General features: G+C 40.7%; 22 protein-coding genes, 1 tRNA gene and 1 pseudogene. 10 read left to right on the top strand and 14 right to left on the bottom strand.

What is annotated here, in order from left to right:
• Positions 1-47 precede the first annotated feature (47 nt).
• Both HHO47_RS08235 and HHO47_RS08230 read right to left on the bottom strand, forming a co-directional pair.
• Positions 48-1,706, bottom strand: a complete 1,659-nt coding sequence (locus HHO47_RS08235; RefSeq protein WP_169019859.1) for an ATP-binding SpoIIE family protein phosphatase — start codon at positions 1,704-1,706, stop codon at positions 48-50.
• Positions 1,706-2,011 carry an STAS domain-containing protein gene (locus HHO47_RS08230; protein ID WP_169019858.1) on the bottom strand — a complete coding sequence of 102 codons (306 nt, stop codon included), beginning with the start codon at positions 2,009-2,011 and terminating at the stop codon, positions 1,706-1,708. The genes HHO47_RS08235 and HHO47_RS08230 overlap by 1 nt, the downstream gene beginning before the upstream one ends.
• A 157-nt stretch (positions 2,012-2,168) precedes the next feature.
• Here HHO47_RS08230 and HHO47_RS08225 point away from each other — a divergent pair, with 157 nt between their 5' ends.
• Both HHO47_RS08225 and HHO47_RS08220 read left to right on the top strand, forming a co-directional pair.
• Positions 2,169-2,498, top strand: coding sequence for a stress response translation initiation inhibitor YciH (locus HHO47_RS08225; RefSeq protein WP_169019857.1), 330 nt, complete (start codon positions 2,169-2,171; stop codon positions 2,496-2,498).
• A 140-nt stretch (positions 2,499-2,638) separates the two neighbouring features.
• A complete protein-coding gene (locus HHO47_RS08220; protein WP_169019856.1) occupies positions 2,639-2,923 on the top strand; it encodes a hypothetical protein in 285 nt (94 codons plus the stop codon).
• 348 nt (positions 2,924-3,271) lie between these two features.
• Here the strand turns inward: HHO47_RS08220 and HHO47_RS08215 are convergent.
• Together HHO47_RS08215 and HHO47_RS08210 are read right to left on the bottom strand one after the other, a co-directional pair.
• Positions 3,272-3,551 (bottom strand): annotated as a pseudogene (locus tag HHO47_RS08215) (gamma-glutamyltransferase); the annotation flags it as partial.
• On the bottom strand, positions 3,551-4,087 hold the full coding sequence (locus HHO47_RS08210; RefSeq protein ID WP_169019855.1) for a GNAT family N-acetyltransferase: 537 nt from the start codon (positions 4,085-4,087) through the stop codon (positions 3,551-3,553). The pseudogene HHO47_RS08215 and the gene HHO47_RS08210, both read right to left, overlap by 1 nt.
• A 95-nt stretch (positions 4,088-4,182) precedes the next feature.
• On the opposite strand from HHO47_RS08210, the gene HHO47_RS08205 reads away from it, so the two are divergent.
• Positions 4,183-4,545, top strand: a complete 363-nt coding sequence (locus tag HHO47_RS08205) for a hypothetical protein (protein ID WP_169019854.1) — start codon at positions 4,183-4,185, stop codon at positions 4,543-4,545.
• A 129-nt stretch (positions 4,546-4,674) separates the two neighbouring features.
• On the opposite strand, the gene HHO47_RS08200 is transcribed toward HHO47_RS08205, so the two are convergent.
• From HHO47_RS08200 to rlmE, 7 genes are all read right to left on the bottom strand, one after another.
• Positions 4,675-4,759 (bottom strand) — tRNA-Leu (locus HHO47_RS08200).
• A gap of 83 nt (positions 4,760-4,842) precedes the next feature.
• Positions 4,843-5,193 carry a preprotein translocase subunit SecG gene (gene secG, locus HHO47_RS08195; RefSeq protein WP_169019853.1) on the bottom strand — a complete coding sequence of 117 codons (351 nt, stop codon included), beginning with the start codon at positions 5,191-5,193 and terminating at the stop codon, positions 4,843-4,845.
• 1 nt (position 5,194) lies between these two features.
• Positions 5,195-5,944, bottom strand: a complete 750-nt coding sequence (tpiA, locus tag HHO47_RS08190; RefSeq protein WP_169019852.1) for a triose-phosphate isomerase — start codon at positions 5,942-5,944, stop codon at positions 5,195-5,197.
• Positions 5,945-6,016: 72 nt separating this feature from the next.
• The gene (gene glmM / locus HHO47_RS08185; protein WP_169019851.1) at positions 6,017-7,366 is read right to left on the bottom strand and encodes a phosphoglucosamine mutase; all 1,350 of its coding nucleotides are present in this window, start codon (positions 7,364-7,366) and stop codon (positions 6,017-6,019) included.
• Positions 7,367-7,368: 2 nt separating this feature from the next.
• Entirely contained in the window at positions 7,369-8,223 is an 855-nt protein-coding gene (gene folP / locus HHO47_RS08180) for a dihydropteroate synthase (protein ID WP_169019850.1), read from the bottom strand.
• 96 nt (positions 8,224-8,319) lie between these two features.
• Positions 8,320-10,263 carry an ATP-dependent zinc metalloprotease FtsH gene (ftsH, locus tag HHO47_RS08175; protein ID WP_169019849.1) on the bottom strand — a complete coding sequence of 648 codons (1,944 nt, stop codon included), beginning with the start codon at positions 10,261-10,263 and terminating at the stop codon, positions 8,320-8,322.
• Between the two features lie 66 nt (positions 10,264-10,329).
• On the bottom strand, positions 10,330-10,959 hold the full coding sequence (gene rlmE / locus HHO47_RS08170) for a 23S rRNA (uridine(2552)-2'-O)-methyltransferase RlmE (protein ID WP_169019848.1): 630 nt from the start codon (positions 10,957-10,959) through the stop codon (positions 10,330-10,332).
• Positions 10,960-11,047: 88 nt separating this feature from the next.
• On the opposite strand from rlmE, the gene yhbY reads away from it, so the two are divergent.
• Positions 11,048-11,344: a ribosome assembly RNA-binding protein YhbY gene (gene yhbY / locus HHO47_RS08165; protein WP_169019847.1), complete on the top strand. Its 297-nt coding sequence runs from the start codon at positions 11,048-11,050 to the stop codon at positions 11,342-11,344.
• A gap of 273 nt (positions 11,345-11,617) precedes the next feature.
• On the opposite strand, the gene HHO47_RS08160 is transcribed toward yhbY, so the two are convergent.
• A complete protein-coding gene (locus tag HHO47_RS08160; protein ID WP_169019846.1) occupies positions 11,618-12,796 on the bottom strand; it encodes a serine hydrolase domain-containing protein in 1,179 nt (392 codons plus the stop codon).
• A gap of 114 nt (positions 12,797-12,910) precedes the next feature.
• Between HHO47_RS08160 and HHO47_RS08155 the strand changes: the two genes are divergently transcribed.
• From HHO47_RS08155 to HHO47_RS08130, 6 genes are all read left to right on the top strand, one after another.
• A complete protein-coding gene (locus tag HHO47_RS08155; protein WP_169019894.1) occupies positions 12,911-13,714 on the top strand; it encodes a hypothetical protein in 804 nt (267 codons plus the stop codon).
• Positions 13,715-13,816: 102 nt separating this feature from the next.
• Positions 13,817-14,677: a MipA/OmpV family protein gene (locus HHO47_RS08150; RefSeq protein WP_169019845.1), complete on the top strand. Its 861-nt coding sequence runs from the start codon at positions 13,817-13,819 to the stop codon at positions 14,675-14,677.
• Positions 14,667-15,059 (top strand): DUF3019 domain-containing protein, encoded by a 393-nt coding sequence (locus HHO47_RS08145; RefSeq protein WP_169019844.1) that lies wholly within the window; start codon positions 14,667-14,669, stop codon positions 15,057-15,059. The genes HHO47_RS08150 and HHO47_RS08145 overlap by 11 nt, the downstream gene beginning before the upstream one ends.
• Positions 15,060-15,072: 13 nt before the next feature.
• Positions 15,073-15,777: a response regulator transcription factor gene (locus HHO47_RS08140; RefSeq protein WP_169019843.1), complete on the top strand. Its 705-nt coding sequence runs from the start codon at positions 15,073-15,075 to the stop codon at positions 15,775-15,777.
• 28 nt (positions 15,778-15,805) lie between these two features.
• Positions 15,806-17,101: a sensor histidine kinase gene (locus HHO47_RS08135; RefSeq protein ID WP_169019842.1), complete on the top strand. Its 1,296-nt coding sequence runs from the start codon at positions 15,806-15,808 to the stop codon at positions 17,099-17,101.
• 215 nt (positions 17,102-17,316) lie between these two features.
• Entirely contained in the window at positions 17,317-18,669 is a 1,353-nt protein-coding gene (locus HHO47_RS08130) for a sodium-dependent transporter (protein WP_169019841.1), read from the top strand.
• Positions 18,670-18,697: 28 nt separating this feature from the next.
• On the opposite strand, the gene HHO47_RS08125 is transcribed toward HHO47_RS08130, so the two are convergent.
• The gene (locus HHO47_RS08125; RefSeq protein WP_169019840.1) at positions 18,698-19,150 is read right to left on the bottom strand and encodes a GNAT family N-acetyltransferase; all 453 of its coding nucleotides are present in this window, start codon (positions 19,148-19,150) and stop codon (positions 18,698-18,700) included.
• A 75-nt stretch (positions 19,151-19,225) separates the two neighbouring features.
• Positions 19,226-19,969 (bottom strand): sporulation protein, encoded by a 744-nt coding sequence (locus HHO47_RS08120; RefSeq protein ID WP_169019839.1) that lies wholly within the window; start codon positions 19,967-19,969, stop codon positions 19,226-19,228.
• Positions 19,970-20,080 lie beyond the last annotated feature (111 nt).

Below are 20,080 nucleotides of genomic sequence, written 5' to 3'. Positions count from 1 at the left end.
CATCCAAACATCTAAAAATGAATCATAGCATGGCTAAACAATCACGACTAGCTTTGTTGTTGTAGCAATCGATAACACATTTCAATTTGATTACCCGATGAGTTATAAGTCACCTGCTCTGCTATTTCTTCTAGTATCGATAGCCCGCGACCATGATCGCGATTATTACAGCTGGCATTACCATCGGTGTTTGAAAAACCATTGCCAGAATCGCAAATTATAAAATACAGGCACAATGTATCAGGGCAATAACGTATATCGACAATGATCAATGCATCAACAAGTTTGGCTAATGTCGCCTCTCGAAGTTGATAATACTCAATAAAGCCATCTTCTTTATTTTTAATATTTGAATCGAGCCCTAATACACCATGATCAAGTGCATTGTTATAAGCCTCAGAGAGCAGTAAAAAAATATCAGAGCGGTGCTCTTTTAAACCGCCAACTCGAGTAAGTACTTCAACGATTTCAAGCACTGGATCGGTTTGTTTTATTTGCCGAGAATTCAGCGTTAAAGAAAAATTAAAGGGTAAACGAGAATAAACGGCCTGCTCTTCAGCCGCAGGAGGAACCGCTAAACAATTAAAAAGTACTAAACTAAGATCGTCCTGTTGTTTACTACCATGAGCAAACTTAGTCACTTGCGCGATCATATCTTGACTAGTCACTTTGGGTTTACTTGCAAGTGCCTTTATAAAGCGTTGCTCTGCAAAAAATTCACCGTTTTTATTAGTGGTTTCTATAATGCCGTCGGTGGCCAGCGCCAAACGCATACTCGTATCGACTTCAAAATGAATTAATTCACGTTCAAATTCGTCGCCTTCTAAAATCCCTAAAGCCATATGCTGTGACTCTAAAGTTTTTAATACGCTTCCTTGTTGATCAATTAAATAAGCATCAGGCAAGCCACCAAGCCAAGCTGAAACACTTTTCCCTGAGCTACTTAATTCAATAATTGTCGCGGCACAAAACATATGCCCGGGTAATAGTTGCACTAATACGGCATTAACTTCAGCTGCAATATCACTAACCGCCATACCTTTATTAACCATAGTGTAAAACACTTTCGACGCTGGCAATGCCCCTACCGCAGCTGCTAAGCCATGGCCGGTAAAATCCCCCAGCATACAATACAAACTACCAATAGGACTTTGCCCAATCAAACACATATCACCATTAAACATAGAAGCCGGTGAGAGATGAAAATCAATGTTGTCGGTAAACTTATTTTGGTTTTCTAGGGCGTTATTAAAAATATGCTCAACGATTTCGTGCTCACGCTCGGTTTGATTGTAATGATATTCTAATAACTTATTTTGTTCGTGGGTTTTTAAACTCAGCTTACGGGTGCGGCTATGAGCTTTTATTTTCGCAGTTAAAATTACTTTATCAAACGGTTTATGAATAAAGTCATCACCACCGACCTCTAAACAACGTTCAAAACTGCTTTGATCTTCCAAAGCGGTTATAAAAATAATAGGTAGGTGAACTTCATTATGGCGCTGCTTAATTTTAGCTGCCGTTTCATAGCCATCCATCACTGGCATTATTACATCGAGTAACACAATATCAATGCTTTGCTGATCTAATATTGCTAATGCTTCAACCCCATTGGCAGCGGTTGATACCTCGTAATTTTGTTGCATCAACATTACTTTTAAAAGCATGCAATTAAGTGGCTGATCATCAACAACGAGAATATGCATCAATCGATATCAAACTTTTTATCAAAACGTGATATTTGCAGGATTTTTTTCAGTTGCGGCTGACAATTACTGATTTGAATTGCATCAACTGAGGTTCCCAAGGTCTTTTTCATATTCAGCAGCATACCAAGGGCGGAGCTATCCATGTAATCGGTTTCTCGTAAGTCAATTACGACCTTAGCGGTTTTTTCATTGATATCGGAATACGACTGTCGAAATGACTGCACTAAATTAAAGTCGAACTTCCCCTTAATTTGAATAGTCAGTGTCGCACCATCTGCTGATGCACTCTTACTTAGACTCATTAGTTAACTCCTGCTCAGATTATCCATTCTTAATTAGTATTAAATATAACTTGTTAATGATAAATAACCAAAAATAAAACACTCTATGCACAAATTTGTTTTAAATTTGATATTATCTAGCCCATTGTTTATTTAACTTTTTAAATGCAGGTTAAGCATGAGTGATAGTAATCTCGTTTATTCAACCGAAACAGGCCGTATCAGCCAACCAAAACCAAGCACAGAAGTGGCTAGTAAAGTATTTAAAGACGGCGCCCTGCGCATCGAACGCCAAACCAAAGGCCGTAAAGGTAAAGGCGTTATGTTGGTAACTGGTATTGACAGCGAGCAACACGATTTAAAAAAACTCGCCAAAACCATTAAAAGTAAAATGGGCCAAGGCGGCGCGGTAAAAGACGGTATCATTGAAGTACAAGGCGACGACCGCGAAAAACTCAAAGCCATCCTCGAAACACTCAAATTCAAAGTAAAAATTGCCGGAGGGTGAGCCACCGGCTTGCCTATAAAAAGCAGAGACTTGATGATCTAATTGCATGTATGTACTTTCTTGATTTAGGAGCAATATATTGTAATACAAAGAAAAATATCGGAAATAAAATTGTCTACTCCCATACAAAGACAGCTTAAATGATATTAGATAATCTACCCAATAAAAAACTAGTCTCTACTCTAAAAGCTAGTGCAGCTTTGGATATAGAGCTTTGTGAAGACGAATACCTAAGGTGCTTTTCTTACAAAGCTAATTGGGCGGCAGGGATAGACGTTGCGTCATATGAAAATGGTGGTGGTGATGAAATCGTCATTATCATAAAAGGTGATACTATTTACTCCTCCAGCCCCAACACCACCCATCATGCGCTTTTCATTAATAGGAAGTGCTATGGGCGGTTCATCTCCCGTAATGAATATTGATCCAAATATCCCTCAATGACACTAAACCTTGTGACGCTAAATAGTTATTGCTCAGCGCAATGTTAATTCCTTTTGTTTTTGAGCTTCGACAAGGGTCTTCGCTTCCAAGCGCCTACTTTTGGTGCTGGTGATACCACATGCTATGGCGAGTCGTTCGCTGACACCCAATTTCATTAAACTGCGTACTGCGCGAGGTAAACTCGCGCCTACGAGTTACTCCCCTAGCTCCTAGTTACCTAGCCCCTAAAACCTTTTGTAACTGGGCTTCGCTATGATCAACCCAACCACAATCGCTTAATTTAACACCGCGCAAGCTTACAGCTTACGGCTAACCACTTACAGCTAGAATCAAAACACCATCGCCTTACCCCGCCCTGACGCTTCTGAGCCGGCATCGAGTTTGCCATCACGTTCGATGCTCGCATGCATATCACCAAAATTGGCGCTGATCTAAGGTGTAGCCCATTTCCTCTAGTGCTTTAACAACGTTTGCATCTAAACCTGTATGATGACGGATCATTTTTTTAGGCCAAAGTTGATGATGAAAACGCGGGCTATTTACCACTTCATCGGCGCTCATATTAAATTCAACCGCGTTTAAAATAAATTCGTACACCGAGCTTATGATCAGACAGACTTTCGATATAACACGGCGGGTAACTCACCAAATTCGTCGCGGTGGTTATAATGCTCGATAAATTTCATGCCAAGCTTTTTCATTATCTTGATAGAACCACTATTTGCTTTTAGTGCGGTAGCACTGAGTGTTTTAACATCGCCGTTTTTTGTCACTGCATCTGCAACAGCGGCGGCAGCTTCACTGGCATAGCCTTTTCCCCAACTTACACGCTTAAAGCGCCAGCCAATTTCAATATCACTAAAATCGGGCTCTGTAGTAAAAAATCCCATTGGCCGAATTAATATCCAGCCAATAAAGCTGTCATTATCATTGAGGTTAACTTGCCAAAGCCCCCAGCCCTGTTGTGGATGGCGGTAGGCTTGCATGCGTGGAATAAAAACATCTTTGATGGTGTTCATGGTGCTTACCTGGCCTCGCGTTAGGTGCTCCATGACCGCAGGATCATTGTCCAGATCAAATAATAATGCGCCGTCATTTTCATCCATTAATTTAAAATTTAGTCGTGCTGTTCGAAGTATATTCATTTTTTAGCCTGTATATTGCTTGTTTTAAGATTGCCATCAATACTGTACCAGAGGAAATATTCCTCGGAACATAATTATGATACAAAGGAACAAATATGAACAAATTAACAAGTTTAGTTTTATTAGGCTGTGTAGCACTAACCGGTTGCGAAGACGCCAGCGAAGCAAAAAAAGATGCCGCTGAAGCTAAAACTGAGGTTAAAAAAGCACTTAATGATGCATGGGATGAAGTAAAAGAAACCAGCAATCAATTTAAAGGTGAATCACTTGACGAACTACTGCAAGAAAGTAAAAAACTTGGCCTTGATATGTATGATGATGGCAAAGAAGTCGCCATTGATGCTTGGATTAAAAGTAAAGAAGCTACAGGCGAGCTGACAGAAAAAACCAAGCAAAAAGCTAAAGAATTGGCTGATGAGTTAAAAGCTGCACGTGAAGAGCGTGAACAAGCGAACTAATATTTATGCACTGACTCAACGTTAGGCTGCCTTTAAAGTAAGCACTATCGATATAAACCTAAGTATTAATAATTTCAGTTTTATTAAAGCAAAAAACCAGTGACATCGCTGTTACTGGTTTTTATAAGATGGTGCGGTTGGGGGGACTTGAACCCCCACGCCCGAAAGCACTACCCCCTCAAGGTAGCGTGTCTACCAATTCCACCACAACCGCATTGTTAAAGCTTTCACTTTAGGTGTTAAACTTACTGATTTATTTGAGGATGATAAATCGTTTAACGATACTTTTAAAATGTATTAATTTGGTACGTCAGATTTCTCTTTCGTTGATGTTACTGGAACATCGTCAGCTGCAGGAGCAATTGTTTCAACTGCTGGTGCTGCTTCTAGGTTTTCCCACTCATCAGTTTTTTTGATCTGACCTGCAGTTAAGTTACCTAGTACAATACTTAGCACAAAAAAGACACTGGCTAAGATTGTAGTTGTTTTTGTCATAAAGTTACCTGCACCTGACGAACCAAAAACGGTTGCAGAGGCACCAGCACCAAATGATGAACCCATATCTGCGCCTTTACCTTGTTGAATTAAAACCATACCAACAAGCGCTAAAGCAACAACTAAATAAACTACTAATAAAATTTCGTACATCTTATACGGTCCCTTTTGCACTTTCACAGATTGCAGTAAATAAATCTGCTTTTAAACTAGCGCCCCCAATCAGGCCACCGTCTATATCTGGTTGTGCAAATAATAATTCGCTATTTTTTTCATTTACGCTGCCACCATAAAGAATGGTCAGCCCTTGTGCTAAATCACTACTGATAGTAGCAATTTTATCACGGATAAATTTGTGCACATGTTGTGCTTGTTCAGGCGATGCAGTCTTACCTGTGCCAATGGCCCAAACGGGCTCGTATGCTATCACAGAATCTTTCAGTGCTGCTAGACCTAATTTATCAATTACTGCATCAATTTGTGCAGCAACGACTAATTCAGTTTGACCTTGTTCGCGTTGCTCTTCACTTTCACCAACACATAAAATAGGTGTTAAACCCACTTGTTGTGCACGAGCAAACTTAGCTGCAACAGTGTCATTGCTTTCGCCGTAGATACTACGCCGTTCAGAGTGACCAACTAACGTATATTGGCAACCTAAATCTTTAATTAATTGCGCATCAACTTCACCAGTAAATGCACCTGATTCATTTTCAGAAACCGTTTGTGCCCCAGTTGTTATACCTGTAGCTGTTAGCATAGGCAACAATGGGTAAGGTGGAAATACCACAACGTCTATCTGATCTGATTTTACGTTGTTGATAGCGTCAGATAATTGCTGCACTAACTCTTTCGAGCCGTTCATTTTCCAATTGCCTGCGACCATTGGCTTGCGTATTGCCATTTTTCCACTCCACATTAGAAAGCGGGCGAGATAGTAACTCGACTCGCCCAAAGTTACAAGAGGTTATTGTTCTTAATCAGTTTGTTTGCTCATAGATTCGACAACTGCAGCAATTTTTTGTGCACTATCAAGGACTATTTTCTCTTCTTCGGCTTCTACCATCACGCGAACAACCGGCTCTGTGCCAGATTTACGTAATAATACACGGCCTTTACCAGCAAGTTGTTTTTCAACATCAGCAACCGCACCAATAACCTCTGGCGCAAGTGTTGGATCGGTGCCCGCTTTGTAGCGTACATTAATCATCTTCATTGGGTATTTAACAAAGCCTGCTCCTAAATCTTTTAGAGTGCGGTTTTGAGCAACCATTGCGGCAAGCACTTGCAAGCTTGAGATAATACCGTCGCCGGTGCTGATCAAATCTAAATTCAATACATGCCCTGAGCTTTCACCACCGATTTTCCAGCCTTTTTCTTGTAGTAATTCCATTACATAGCGATCACCCACTTTGCTGCGGGCAAACTCGATACCTTTCGCTTTGAGTGCATTTTCAAGCCCCATATTAGACATTACAGTGCCAACAACACCACCACCTAACATATCATCATTGGCAGCTTGGCAGGCAATAATGTAGACAATATCGTCCCCATCAAATACTCGGCCATTATGATCAACCATCATTACACGGTCGCCATCGCCGTCGTAAGCAATACCTACATCCGCGTTCTGCTCTAATACTTTACGCTTCAATGCATCAACATGTGTAGCACCACATTCTAGATTGATATTGACACCATTTGGCTCGCAAGCGTGGCAAATTATCTCAGCGCCTAATTCACGCATTACTGATGGTGCGATATGATAAGTTGCACCATTGGCACAATCTAATACAATCTTTAAACCTTCTAACGACAGGCCTTGTGGGAATTGGCTTTTACAAAACTCAATATAACGACCATCAGCACTTTCTAAACGACGTGCTTTACCAAGCTTATCAGATGCCACACAGGTCATTGGTTCATCAAGCATCGCTTCAATTTGTAGCTCGACTTCATCTGCTAACTTCAAACCTCGGCCACAAAAAAACTTAATGCCGTTGTCATGATATGGGTTATGAGATGCACTGATCACAATGCCAGCCTCAGCACGAAATGTTTGTGCTAAATAGGCAACTGCTGGTGTTGGCATCGGGCCAAGTAACACCACATCGATACCTGCGGCGATCAAACCCGCTTCAAGTGATGTCTCTAACATATAACCTGAAATACGGGTATCTTTACCTATGATAACTTTTTTTGTGCCGTTTTTTGATAGCACTTTACCTGCCGCCCAACCTAGCTTAAGCGCAAATTCTGGAGTAATTGGGTACTCACCTACCATGCCACGTACACCATCGGTGCCAAAATATTTTCTTTTATTCATAATTAAATTCCTTGTTCGCACGCTTGCCATACGCCAAGCACATCTGCGGTTTCTTTTACATCATGTACACGGATAATTTTTGCGCCATTTTGCGCTGCAATTAATGCCCCAGCTAAACTGCCAGCAAGGCGCTCGTTTGTTTGTCTATTTAATAAGTTGCCGATCATTGACTTACGCGATAGTCCTGCTAAAACAGGTAAACCAAAGTGGTCAAATTCATTAAACCGCGCCAGTATTTGAAAATTGTGGCTAAGGGTTTTGCCAAAGCCAAATCCAGGATCTAGAATAAGTCGCTGATGCTGAATCCCCGCTGTTTCACACGCTTTGATCCGCTGTACAAAAAAATCTTTTATATCGCTGAGTAAATCATCATACTGAGGATTGCTTTGCATGGTGCGCGGTTTCCCTTGCATATGCATTAAGCACACTGCAACGTCTGAAAACGGTGCAACTGTTGCCAGTGCGTTTGGCTCTTGTAAAGCACGCACATCATTAACAATATCAGCTCCAGCTAGAATAGCTTGACGCATTACTTCACTTTTACTGGTATCTATCGAAATGATGCAATCATTAACGGCACTATCACTGTGGGCACGAATTGCCTCAATTGCGGGGATTACTCTGGCTAATTCATCTTCAAGACTAACATCAGGTGCGCCTGGACGCGTTGATTCACCACCAATATCGAGTATGGTAGCGCCGTCTGTTAATAAGGTTTGAGCTTTTATGACAGCGCTGTCTGTTTGGTAGTAGCGTCCGCCGTCTGAGAAAGAATCAGGAGTGACATTTAAAATCCCCATTATCACTGGGGTGTCGAGGTGTAAACTGCGACCTCTAGGTAACTTAACTGTGGTCATCTATCACCTTCAATACATCCATTGCATTGATAATCTGTATTCAAAACTACAAAAAAGCCCCGACAATCGGGGCTTTTGATTTAGCTATTTTAACTGTTATTCAGCTTTATCATCAAGATTTGTTTCATCTTTTTGAGCTGGTTTGTCGTCTTTTTCAGCAGCTGGTTCTGCTTTGCTCTCTTCAACCACTGGCTTTTTATCAGCAGTATCACGGCGGTCATGCGCATCACGTGGTTCACGTACAGGCTGACGTGCCATTAGATCATCAATTTGCTTAGCATCAATCGTTTCATATTTCATTAATGCATCTTTCATCGAATGTAGAATATCAATATGATCTTTTAAAATTTGCTCAGCGCGTTGGTAGTTACGATCTGATAACGAGCGAACTTCTGCATCAATCACTTTAGCCGTTTCATCTGACATGCTCATGGCACGACCACCGCCGCCACCCATGTACATCTCATTTTGGTCTTCAGTGTACATTAGCGGACCCAGCTTCTCACTTAGACCCCACTGAGTCACCATTTTACGGGCAATATCTGTTGCGCGTTCAATGTCGTTACTTGCACCTGTAGTTACTTTATCTTCACCATAAATCAGTGCTTCAGCAATTCGGCCACCATATAAGCTTGAAATCATTGATTCCAGTAACTCTTTAGAGTGACTAACACGGTCTTGTTCTGGTAAGTACATAGTTACACCAAGGGCACGACCGCGTGGAATAATTGATACTTTATAAACAGGATCGTGCTCTGGCACTATGCGGCCAACGATTGCGTGACCTGCTTCGTGGTACGCAGTCATTTCTTTTTCTTTCTCGCTCATCACCATGGTCTTGCGCTCTGCGCCCATCATGATTTTATCTTTAGCAGCATCAAATTCAGCCATGCTTACAACACGTTTATTACCACGTGCAGCATAAAGTGCAGCTTCATTTACTAAGTTTGCTAAATCGGCACCTGAGAAACCCGGTGTACCACGTGCAATAACTGACGCTTCAACGTTGTCACCTAATGGTACTTTACGCATATGTACTTTAAGGATTTGTTCACGACCACGAATATCAGGTAAGCCAACCACCACTTGACGGTCAAAACGACCTGGACGAAGTAATGCTGGATCGAGAACGTCAGGACGGTTAGTCGCGGCAATCACGATAATGCCTTCATTACCTTCAAAGCCATCCATTTCAACAAGCATTTGGTTAAGTGTTTGCTCACGCTCATCGTGACCACCACCCATACCAGCGCCACGTTTACGTCCTACCGCATCAATCTCATCGATAAAGATAATACAGGGCGCTGCTTTTTTCGCTTGTTCAAACATATCACGAACACGCGATGCACCAACACCGACAAACATCTCCACAAAGTCTGAACCTGAAATAGTAAAGAACGGTACTTTAGCTTCACCAGCAACGGCCTTAGCAAGCAAGGTTTTACCCGTACCTGGAGGACCTACCATCAGTACGCCTTTAGGAATACTACCACCGAGTTTTTGGAACTTAGAAGGATCTCGTAAGAAATCCACTAGCTCTGTGACATCTTCTTTTGCTTCATCGCAACCTGCAACATCAGCAAACGTGGTTTTAATTTGGTCTTCACTCATTAAGCGTGCTTTACTCTTACCAAACGACATAGCACCTTTGCCACCGCCGCCTTGCATTTGACGCATGAAGAAAATCCATACCCCAATTAGTAATAACATTGGGAACCATGAAATTAAGATGCTCGCTAAGAACGATTGCTCTTCAGGCTTAACACCTTTTACATTCACATCACTTTTTAATAAGTCATTAAGAATATCTTTATCATAAATAGGCATGATCGTTTGAAAACGTTCGCCATTGGTTTTAGTGCCAGTAATTGTGCCACTGGTACTTTCTATTGCCACTTCTTGTATAGCGCCACTTCGGGCATCTTTTACAAATTGACTGTAACTTGTTTGACGATCTACTTGATCGCCACCATTAAAGCTCTGAAACACTGACATTAGCACAACTGCAATGACCAGCCAGAGTATTAGATTTTTCGCCATATCGCTCAAGGGGTTAACCTCTTGTATCCAATTAATTTAAATTCAACTAAACGCCGGACAACTGTACTACAGTTTGTAGCCTATCGCTACTATATATACTTCACGTGATCGCGCACGCGAGGCGTCGGGTTTACGGATTTTTACAATTTTAAAGCTATCACGCACTGTTTTTAAAAATTCATCAAAGCCTTCACCTTGGAATACTTTAACCACAAATGCACCATTTTTCTTTAAAACGTGGCTACACATATCGAGTGCTAATTCCACTAAATACATGCTTCCAGCTTGGTCAACGGAGCTATTACCACTCATGTTTGGTGCCATATCAGAGAGCACCACATCAACATTTTTACCATTAATGCGATTTAATAACGCATCTAAAACAGCTTCTTCTCGGAAATCTCCTTGCAAAAAATCAACGCCGGCCAATGAATCCATAGGTAATATATCACAAGCGATCACTTGCCCTTTATCGCCTACTTTTTCTGCTAAATACTGTGACCAGCTTCCCGGGGCAGCTCCCAAATCAACCACCGTCATGGCTGGGCGTAGTAATTTATCTTTATTTTGGATCTCGTCGAGTTTAAAAATCGCACGAGAACGCCAACCTTTCTTTTGTGCCTCGTGAACATAAGGATCATCAAAATGTTCCTTCAACCATCGCTGTGAACTGGCCGAAAGTTTTTTATTCGTCATAAATTATCACGCAACTAATTAGTAATATTCTCTAGATGGCGTTAGAATACCCTTAATTCAAGCCATATTCAGCAAAATTTGTAACAACATGAAATTATCGAACAAACAAAAGCAGTTTTTAAAAGGTCAAGCACACTCTCTAAAACCTGTAGTACTACTAGGTTCTAACGGTTTAACAGAAGGTGTACTAGTTGAAATTCAAAGCGCTTTAGAGATTCACGAACTTATCAAAGTTAAAGTACCTACTGATGATCGCGAAACTAAAGCACTGATTTTTGAAGCAATTATTCGTGAAACCGGTGCAGAGAAATTACAGACAATCGGTCACATACTTGTGCTTTATCGTCAAAGTGAAGAAAAGAAAATTCAATTACCACGTAATTAATTTTCTATTTCGTTATAAAAAACCAGCCATTGCTGGTTTTTTTATGTCTGCGACGTAACTGCAATAAATTATAAATAAATATATCATACTGCTCAAAAATCCATCTTAATATCACTCAACTGATAGCCTTGCGCTTCGCTTTGTAAAATAAAGTAGCAGTTAAATTCACTCTCAGGCATCGTTTCAACATCTATATGGCGAAATAAAAAATACTTTGCTGTGCTGCTGTTAAATTCGCAGTAAACAGTAATATTAAGCTCGCTAAAATATATTTCATTTGTCTTCCTCTTTATACATTGCCAGTTGTTGTGCACGTTTGAATAGCAATACGCGATCAATAAATTCTGTGGTTAATTCATTAATGACACCTGTTTCTGCGTTCAAGATCAGGCTGAAACCTATGTTTAAGTGCGGTATTACGACAAGGTCGCTGCGATAACCCTGCACCCAGCCGCTGTGGTAATAAAGCGTTTCATTATCATAGTCGTATACTCGCCAACCCAAGCCGTAATAGGCTTCTGTTAAGTGCTTTTTCCACACTCGACGGCGTAACTCTTTTTTTGTATGCGTATAAGGACGAGTTTGACTGGCTAACACTGCACTGGATAATACTGCTGGGTAATATCCTAACTGCGCTTTTAACCAAATAGCCATATCACTGGCGCTAGCATTAACGCCTGCTGCGGGGAGTACCTTATAGTAGTTTTTTTTCAATTTAGCAGTGTGCCAACGTTTGCGCCCTCTGATATGGGGATGAGCATAGTTATCATCCGTTACCATGGCCGTATAACCCAAACTTGCATCATTCATACTTAATGGAGAAAATATAAACTCACTCATCCACCGAGAGTAATCCAATTTAGTACTGCTTTTGATCACTTCAGCAATTAAGCTAAACATCACATTTTGATAGCCATAGCATTGCCCTGGCAGGCAAATAGGTTCAACACTCAACAACTTTTGCACGATATCAGGGTAACTCATTCTTGATTCAATCAAGTTATCATACGCATTGGGTACTAGACCGCTGGAATGACTGAGCAAGTGAAAAACTTTTAAATTATTTTTGTAATCCGTATTAGCGAGGGCTGGGATAAATTTACTGACGGGGTCGTCTAAAGAAAACTTTCCCTCATTGGCTAACTTTGCACTGAGTGAGCCTGCAAACGTTTTAGATACCGACGCCAAGCGAAACCGAGTATGGGCATTGATTGCTAAGCCCTTACTCAGCTTTGTTACCCCAAATCCTTGTATATGCGTATCATCAGGGCCATTAACAATCGACAACGCAGCCCCAGGGATCCCTTTGCTTTTTAATTTATGTTCGAGATGTTGTGTATAATCACTGACAAATTCTTGCCACTGTTGATCGCTGGCATGAACCTGCGATTGAAATAACACTAAAGTGATAACTAAAAAAAGGGAGTTGCTTAACGACACAAAAGGCTTCATTTTTTATTATTTATCTAGATTAAGACATTCTTAGCCTTATAATACCATGAAGTTTTATTAAGACTAACGTACAATATTCTAATTATCGAGCTTTCAAAGGGTTTTAAAGTGTTCATACGTTATTTATCAATAGTTTTTTTTACTTTTATTACAACAGCCTGTGTCACTTCGCCGCCACCTGCTGTGCCTTTAGAAATGCCACTCAAACCGCAATTAAAAAGCCAAAGCTATCAAGTAGCCTATGAAACCGAACATGCTTCACCGAAAGTAAAATCAGTGCAACTACCTGCGCATAAAATCACTCGTAACCAAACAGTGCAAATTATTGCCGACAAAGCAAGTGTCACGGATACCCTGTTTAAACAAATTACTGACGCACTCACGACCATGAACTTACGTGTCGTTGATCAAGGCAGTAGTGATTATACCCTAGCTATACACCAGCTAGAGCTTAACTTTATTGACGATACCGAATATCATATACAACCACCGAATAAAGCGTATCCTCTCTTTGCGCAAGTAACACAACTGTATCCGATCCAACAATGCTCGACCATTAATGCAGAGGTTAGTATGCGTCTGATCCATCGCGCATCGGGTGATGTAGTGTGGTTTGGAAAGTCCTCAATCGACAGTGCAAGCTTCCATCGAGAACCACTTATTTACAGCTTCAGTGATGAACAAGTGATCAGTAATGAGCTTGAAGTAGCCACTTTTATCCATCAACAAAATACTGAACAAGCACGTCTTGCCCGCGCCAATCAAGAGGTCAGTATACCAAGCTATAAAACCATTTCTAAAATGACGAGTTTAACTAAACTTCAAGGACCCTGTAATCGTACTGAAGTGAGTGCTCTAACACCGATGATGCACTATTATCTAAGTAGTATTTTGATCGATAAAATTAAAGTACACTAAGTCGATGTACAGAGTGACTACTGGCTACAATTTTTTACAGTTCAAAGGAACTCTTTGACAATATAATACACTTAACAACTGCTGAATTTATTTGGATCATGGATGCTACATAAACAACACTATCTAAAGAAACCGCTATTATTACTGCTCATCAGTATAGGTTTATGGAGCACCTCTAGTAATGCCAGCAATCGCTATTATGCTGATAACACCTTAGAGCCAACCTCAGGCTTTGCTTGGGATTGGAGTGCTGGCGCTGGCTATTATATTGAAGATTCTTATCTAGTTGGAATCGATTCTTACAGTGACGGTCTAGAACTTGATATCAACCTTGCTATTTCTTACAAACGCTTTTATTTAGATATTGATCATAGCCAACTCAGCGGCGGCATCATTATTGGTTATAGCATCATCAATAAGTATGATTGGGATCTTGATATTCTTGGTACTAATATGCAAGGAGGGTTCGATGAAACAGGACTCGGCTTTTATAACAGTGGAGTCGTGCCAGAGCTTAAAGGTATACGAAGCCGAAAAAGTGACTTTGACACTGGCTTACGCCTCACCCGCCGCTTTGAAAACTCACAAATCTCTTTTGAATACTTACATGATATTTCTAATGCTCATAATGGTTGGGTTGTAAATAGCTTTTTTAGTCATATTTTACCATGGCAAAACTGGGAGTTTCGTACCGGTGTTGGCATCAGCGCTTACTCAACTGATTTCACCAATTACTATTTTGGCATTACAACAGAAGAAGCCAGCGCTACTCGTGCGGTCTATCAAACAGACACCGCAATGAGTATGATTGTTGAATTCCACGCCGAGTACCCACTCAATCAACACTGGGTATTTTTAAGTGGCTGGCTATCAACCTGGTTTTCAAATGAAATTTCCAACAGTCCCATTGTATCTCAGGGTTATCAGCATAAAGCCATGGTAGGCGTGCGCTATGTATTTTAAAATCACAGTAATTTTATTACTGTTACTTAACACCAAGCCGTTATTGGCTAATGGCGAAAAACCGCATGACAGTAGTTTAATTGCGTTGCCCGATACCTGTGTCGCACTTCGAGAAGGACGCAGCTGCTATGCTGATATTGAGCTAAGCTGGCAACAAAGTAGCATCGGTAATTACTGTTTACGTGATGCAACATCTAAGCATATTATGCAATGCTGGCTTAGACAAAGTAGCGGAAAGTTAAATTATGCTTTTGATTCTATTGAAAGCATTTCATTTGAGTTAATAAACAGCGATACCGGTAAAATCATTGCGTCAACACAAGTACAATTGCAATGGGTGTATCAAAATCGCCAAAAGAAACGCCGCTGGCGGCTTTTTTAAAACGAGATAAAGCATGGATAATTACGGCACAATATTACTTGTTGAAGATGACGGCTCTTTAGCCCAGTGGGTGGCGGAGTATTTAACTGAGCAAGGCTACACGACTCATATTTGTGGACGTGGCGACCAAGTTGTCAGTCATGTCAAAGAGCTCAAACCGGACTTGATTTTACTCGATATTATGCTCCCCGGCCAAGACGGTATTAGTGTCTGTCGTGAACTACGTCAATTTTACCAAAGCCCTATTATTATGCTGACCGCCCGAGACGAAGAAATGGATGAAGTGATTGGCCTCGAAGTCGGTGCCAGTGATTATATAATGAAACCGGTCAGGCCGCGTGCATTACTCGCGCGGATCAAAGCTGCACTGCGTGCCAATAACGACAATTCAGAGTCGCAAGCGGATGATACTATTATTCAAGTGGGCTCTTTAAAAATTGATACACAATCTCGCAATGTTTTTATTAATGATATTGATCAAGGGGTATCCAGCGCTGAGTACTTATTACTGCATTATTTAGCCTGTAACGCTGGGCAAGTTGTATCGCGAGATGCTGTATTCAAAGCAACGAAAGGCCGTGAATATGATGGTCTTGATCGCAGTGTCGATGTACTCATTTCTGCACTGCGTAAAAAATTTAATGATGATCCCCAGCAACCTGAAAAAATTAAAACAATTTGGGGGCGAGGCTATTTACTCGTCGCAAGCGCTTGGTGATCGCCGTTAAAGCATACTGGCGAATGCTATGAAAAAGTTTTATCTCTCCTTATTAGCCAGTGCCCTGCTCTCGATTGTAATATTAGGTTGGTTAATTGATGCTTTTAGTCAGCAAACCCATACAGCACAGGATGAGTTTGCCTTACAAAGTAAGCTTTTAATGGGCTTCAGCCAGCAAATTGCCAACCAACCCTTCATGCAAAGAGCAGACTACACCGCCTTACTTGCACAACAGTTTTCGCTGGGATTAAGTTATCGCGCCACGCAATCTTTGGCGCTGCCACCATCACTGCTGGAAAAGATCAATGCTGAAGGAGGGTTGATTTTAGAAGATCAAAAAGGGTTTTATCTACTCTACAGTAATGATTTACTCACGCCTTTTCATCTTAAATTACGTTTAGAAAAACCCCACGAACAAGATCAACAAAATGACATGTTACTTACTTTACTGTTTTACGCTGGATTATGTGTGTTTATGGGGTTTATTATTGCGCCATTAGCGAAACGACTAGGCGTACTTAATGACGTAGCTAAAAAGTTTGCCAGCGGCGACTTACATGCCCGCATTAGGGTATCGCATTTCACTTATATTAAAGATGTTGAGCTTACTTTTAACCGCATGGCAAGCCAGATTGAAAAGTTACTCGATGAAAATAAGCTGATGGCCTCGAGTTTATCTCATGATATCCGCACCCCCATTGCCTGCCTACGATTTGGCTTAGATGCGGCACTGGACAGCCATAGCGAAGAGAAAATAAAACATTACTTAAATCGTATGGAAGCCGATTTAGATCAAATGGAATCCATGTTGAAAAGTTATTTGGCGTTTGCCACGCTTGAGCAAAAAGCCAATCAATTAACTTACTCACACACTGAATTAAACAGCTACCTAAGCACCTTAATACAACAACTAGAGCCAAAGTTAGTACAGCAGCAACTTGATTTACAACTTAGCTGTGATGATAATTCTCATATTTATGCAGATTTACATTGGTTAGCTCGCGCAATCACTAATCTGCTCAGCAATGCCTGTGACTTTGCCAAACAAAAAATTATTCTCACAGCATCAATGAAAGAGCAAACTCTGATAATCACTGTTGAGGATGATGGTCCAGGTATCGAAGAGCAAAATTGGCACAAAGTTTTTAGTCCTTTTTTTCAAGAACAGAGTCATCGCAATCGTGCCGATCAAAGTTATGGTCTAGGACTTGCCATTGTAGCTAAGGTAGCTGATTGGCATCATGGCAGTGTAAGCGTAAATCGCGCTAAACAGCTTGCGGGTGCATGCTTTACCCTTAAAATACATAACCCAGAACAGTTATAATTTTTATGTTACAGTTTACAGCATCGTCAAGCACCTTATTATGATTAGGTAACAATAACTTAAACGAGTAAGGTTAACAGCATTAACATTCTAAATTTTGTAAATACAGTCAGGCGTTTATTCTGCACGGCTGTAGTTAAAAATAGAGCTTTTTATTTTTTAACATTTACAGTAGATTGTCAGCGCCGTCACTATATAGAGAAGAAAAAATAATTATGAGCGCAGTCAGAGGGGAGTTTAGCTCCCGTTTTGGATTCATTATGGCCGCAGCAGGATCTGCAGTAGGTCTTGGTAATATATGGGGTTTTCCGACACAAACAGCCAGCAATGGAGGCGCAGCCTTTTTAATTGCTTACCTTGTGTTAGCATTTTGTTTAGCTTACCCTGCACTGATGGCAGAGCTAACAATTGGTCGTCATGGTCAAGCCAATGCGGTTAGTTCATTGCGGAAAATTTCAAATAACCTGCTCCAAAAACGCTTTGCATTTGTGGTCGGTTTTGGCGGTATTATATGTGCCGGACTGATCCTCAGCTTTTATGCCATTGTCGCCGGTTGGATGATCAGTGCCACTCTAGAGCCCATTGCCACTTTAGTGGGTAGTGAGAGTTCTTCAACTTGGTTGAGTGAGCAATCACTCTCTAGAAACCTTATATTTACTGCTGGATTTATTATTCTTACAGTCGCAATCATTAGCCGCGGAGTAGAAAATGGCATTGAAAAATGGTCAAAACGTTTAATGCCCGCATTGCTGACTATTTTATTTGCACTGATTATTTATGTGATGATGCAAGAAGGCGCTATGACAGGCCTAAAAGCCTACTTAGTACCTGATTTCAACTCTATTTTAGACCCTGAATTACTTGTAAGTGCACTGGGACAAGCGTTCTTTTCATTGTCATTAGGCACTAGTGTGATGATCATTTATGGCTCTTACATAAGTAAAAAAGAAAATTTAGTTTCACTTGGCGCCTACGTTACCCTTATTGATGTGTTTATTGCTTTTGTTGCTGGGTTACTAATTATCCCTGCGATGTACGTTGCGCAGGCACAAGGGGTGGAAATATTCTCAGCGACTGGAGAGTTACTTTCTGAAGACACGTTAGTATTTCAAGTATTACCTGCTCTTTTTGATGGCATGGGCACCATTGGCTTATTCGTTGGCTTTGCCTTTTTTGCATTAATGAGTATAGCTGCTCTGACATCATCTATTTCAATGCTTGAAGCACCGGTTTCGTATGCTGTAGAACGCTTTGATCTGGGTCGTGTAAAAGCCACTTGGTTAATCGGAACGATTATAGCGTTGGTGAGCTTTACAATAGTCCTGAACTTTAATGTACTGTTTGGTTTAGTTATTGCGCTCACAACTAAATTTAGTCAACCTATTCTTGGTTTAATGTGTTGCTTATTTGTCGGCTGGATCTGGTATCGCAATTCACTATTAAACGAAATACAACAAGGCTGTCCAGAAGTTGCTAGCAGCCTATTTTGGAAAATATGGCCATGGTACATTAGATTCATTTGCCCAATTGCAATTGGTTTAGTGTTTGTCAGTTCGTTATTAGGCTAACTAATCTACCCTCAATAAAAACCGCTCTTTATATTGAGCGGTTTCTTAAAATCATATCTTGGTGTGCAATGCCATCTTCTAAATAGGGTTCGCCAGTGCATTGAAAACCCTGCAACTGGTAGAACGCGAGTAAATAGGTTTGCGCGCCGATGTATATATCCTTGTTCGGCCAGTGCGTAAAACAACACTGGATCGCTTCTTTAACCAATAACGCTGCTAACCCCTTACCTCTTTGTGATTTTTCAACCAGTACGCGGCCAATAGCGCTATACTGCTCATTTTTTTCATAACAACGTGCGTATGCAGCTAATTGTTCAGCATCGAGCCAATAAAGATGTATAGTGTTCGCCATACAATCGACATTATCTAGCTCGGGATAAGGGCATTGCTGCTCAACAACAAACACATCTACCCGCGTGCGCATAATAGCAAACAGCTCGTGCGTACTAAGTTCTGAAAATACTTTACTGACTAATTGCATAAAAACTCCTTACATAAAAAAGCCCAGGCAATGCTGGGCTATTTATTACGCTTAGCTGACGAACCTCAATAGTCGCTAGGCAAGTAAACGTTCTAATTGATCACATAAATGTGCAAGGTTAACGTGATCATGTTCAATCGTTAAATCAACATAACCATCGCCACGAAAACCACGGTCAAGCTCAATTAAAACATGGGTTTTATGAGCTTCAGGCACAAACGATAGTTCAATCTCTTGAATACCGAACAAGCTACGGCTATTTGGTTTATATTCCAGCTCTTGATAACAACCAGAGACAGAGTTAAACGTACTAGCACGTAAAAAGCCCTTTTCAACATCCGCTTTTACCAAGCTAAAACCCAATTTATCCATCGCTTGCATAAAGGTAGTTACGGCATCATTTGGATAAATATGAAGATGATCTTTATCCGTAGGGTCAAGTGCTAAATCAATATCTAAACCTGTTTCAAGCCAGACATGTGATTGATTATAACCGGCGTTAATTTCGGTGATCGGTGTTTCTGAATGTAACCGCGCTTCAAACGGAATATGTTTTTGCTGATCTGGTTCAATTGTACCTATATCAGTTATGCGCCACTTATCAATAATATGATTAGTAAAATAAGCGCCATCTTCACCTTCAACTTTTACACGCGTCATTAATGCCAAATCAAGACCTGAAATTGCTTGGCTAACATCCCCTGCGGTGATCACTATTTGGGCATTAAATAGTTGCCCTGGTTGTAAATGCTCTGTTTCAAGCACGGTATCCACTGTTGCTGCACCAATACCGACTGATGCAAGAATTTTTTTAAACATCTATTTCTCCTTAAGCCTAACTCACAGAAACCTGAATCACGCTTAAATTCCTTTGTTACTGCATCTTAACCATATTTAAAAGCTGCTGTCAGTGAAAAAATAACTATTTTT

It is taken from the genome of Pseudoalteromonas arctica (assembly GCF_012927645.1).
Classification (GTDB): Bacteria; Pseudomonadota; Gammaproteobacteria; order Enterobacterales; family Alteromonadaceae; genus Pseudoalteromonas; species Pseudoalteromonas arctica_A.
The sequence above is the reverse complement of the archived record's forward strand: the minus strand, read 5'-3'. Positions and strand labels throughout refer to the sequence as shown.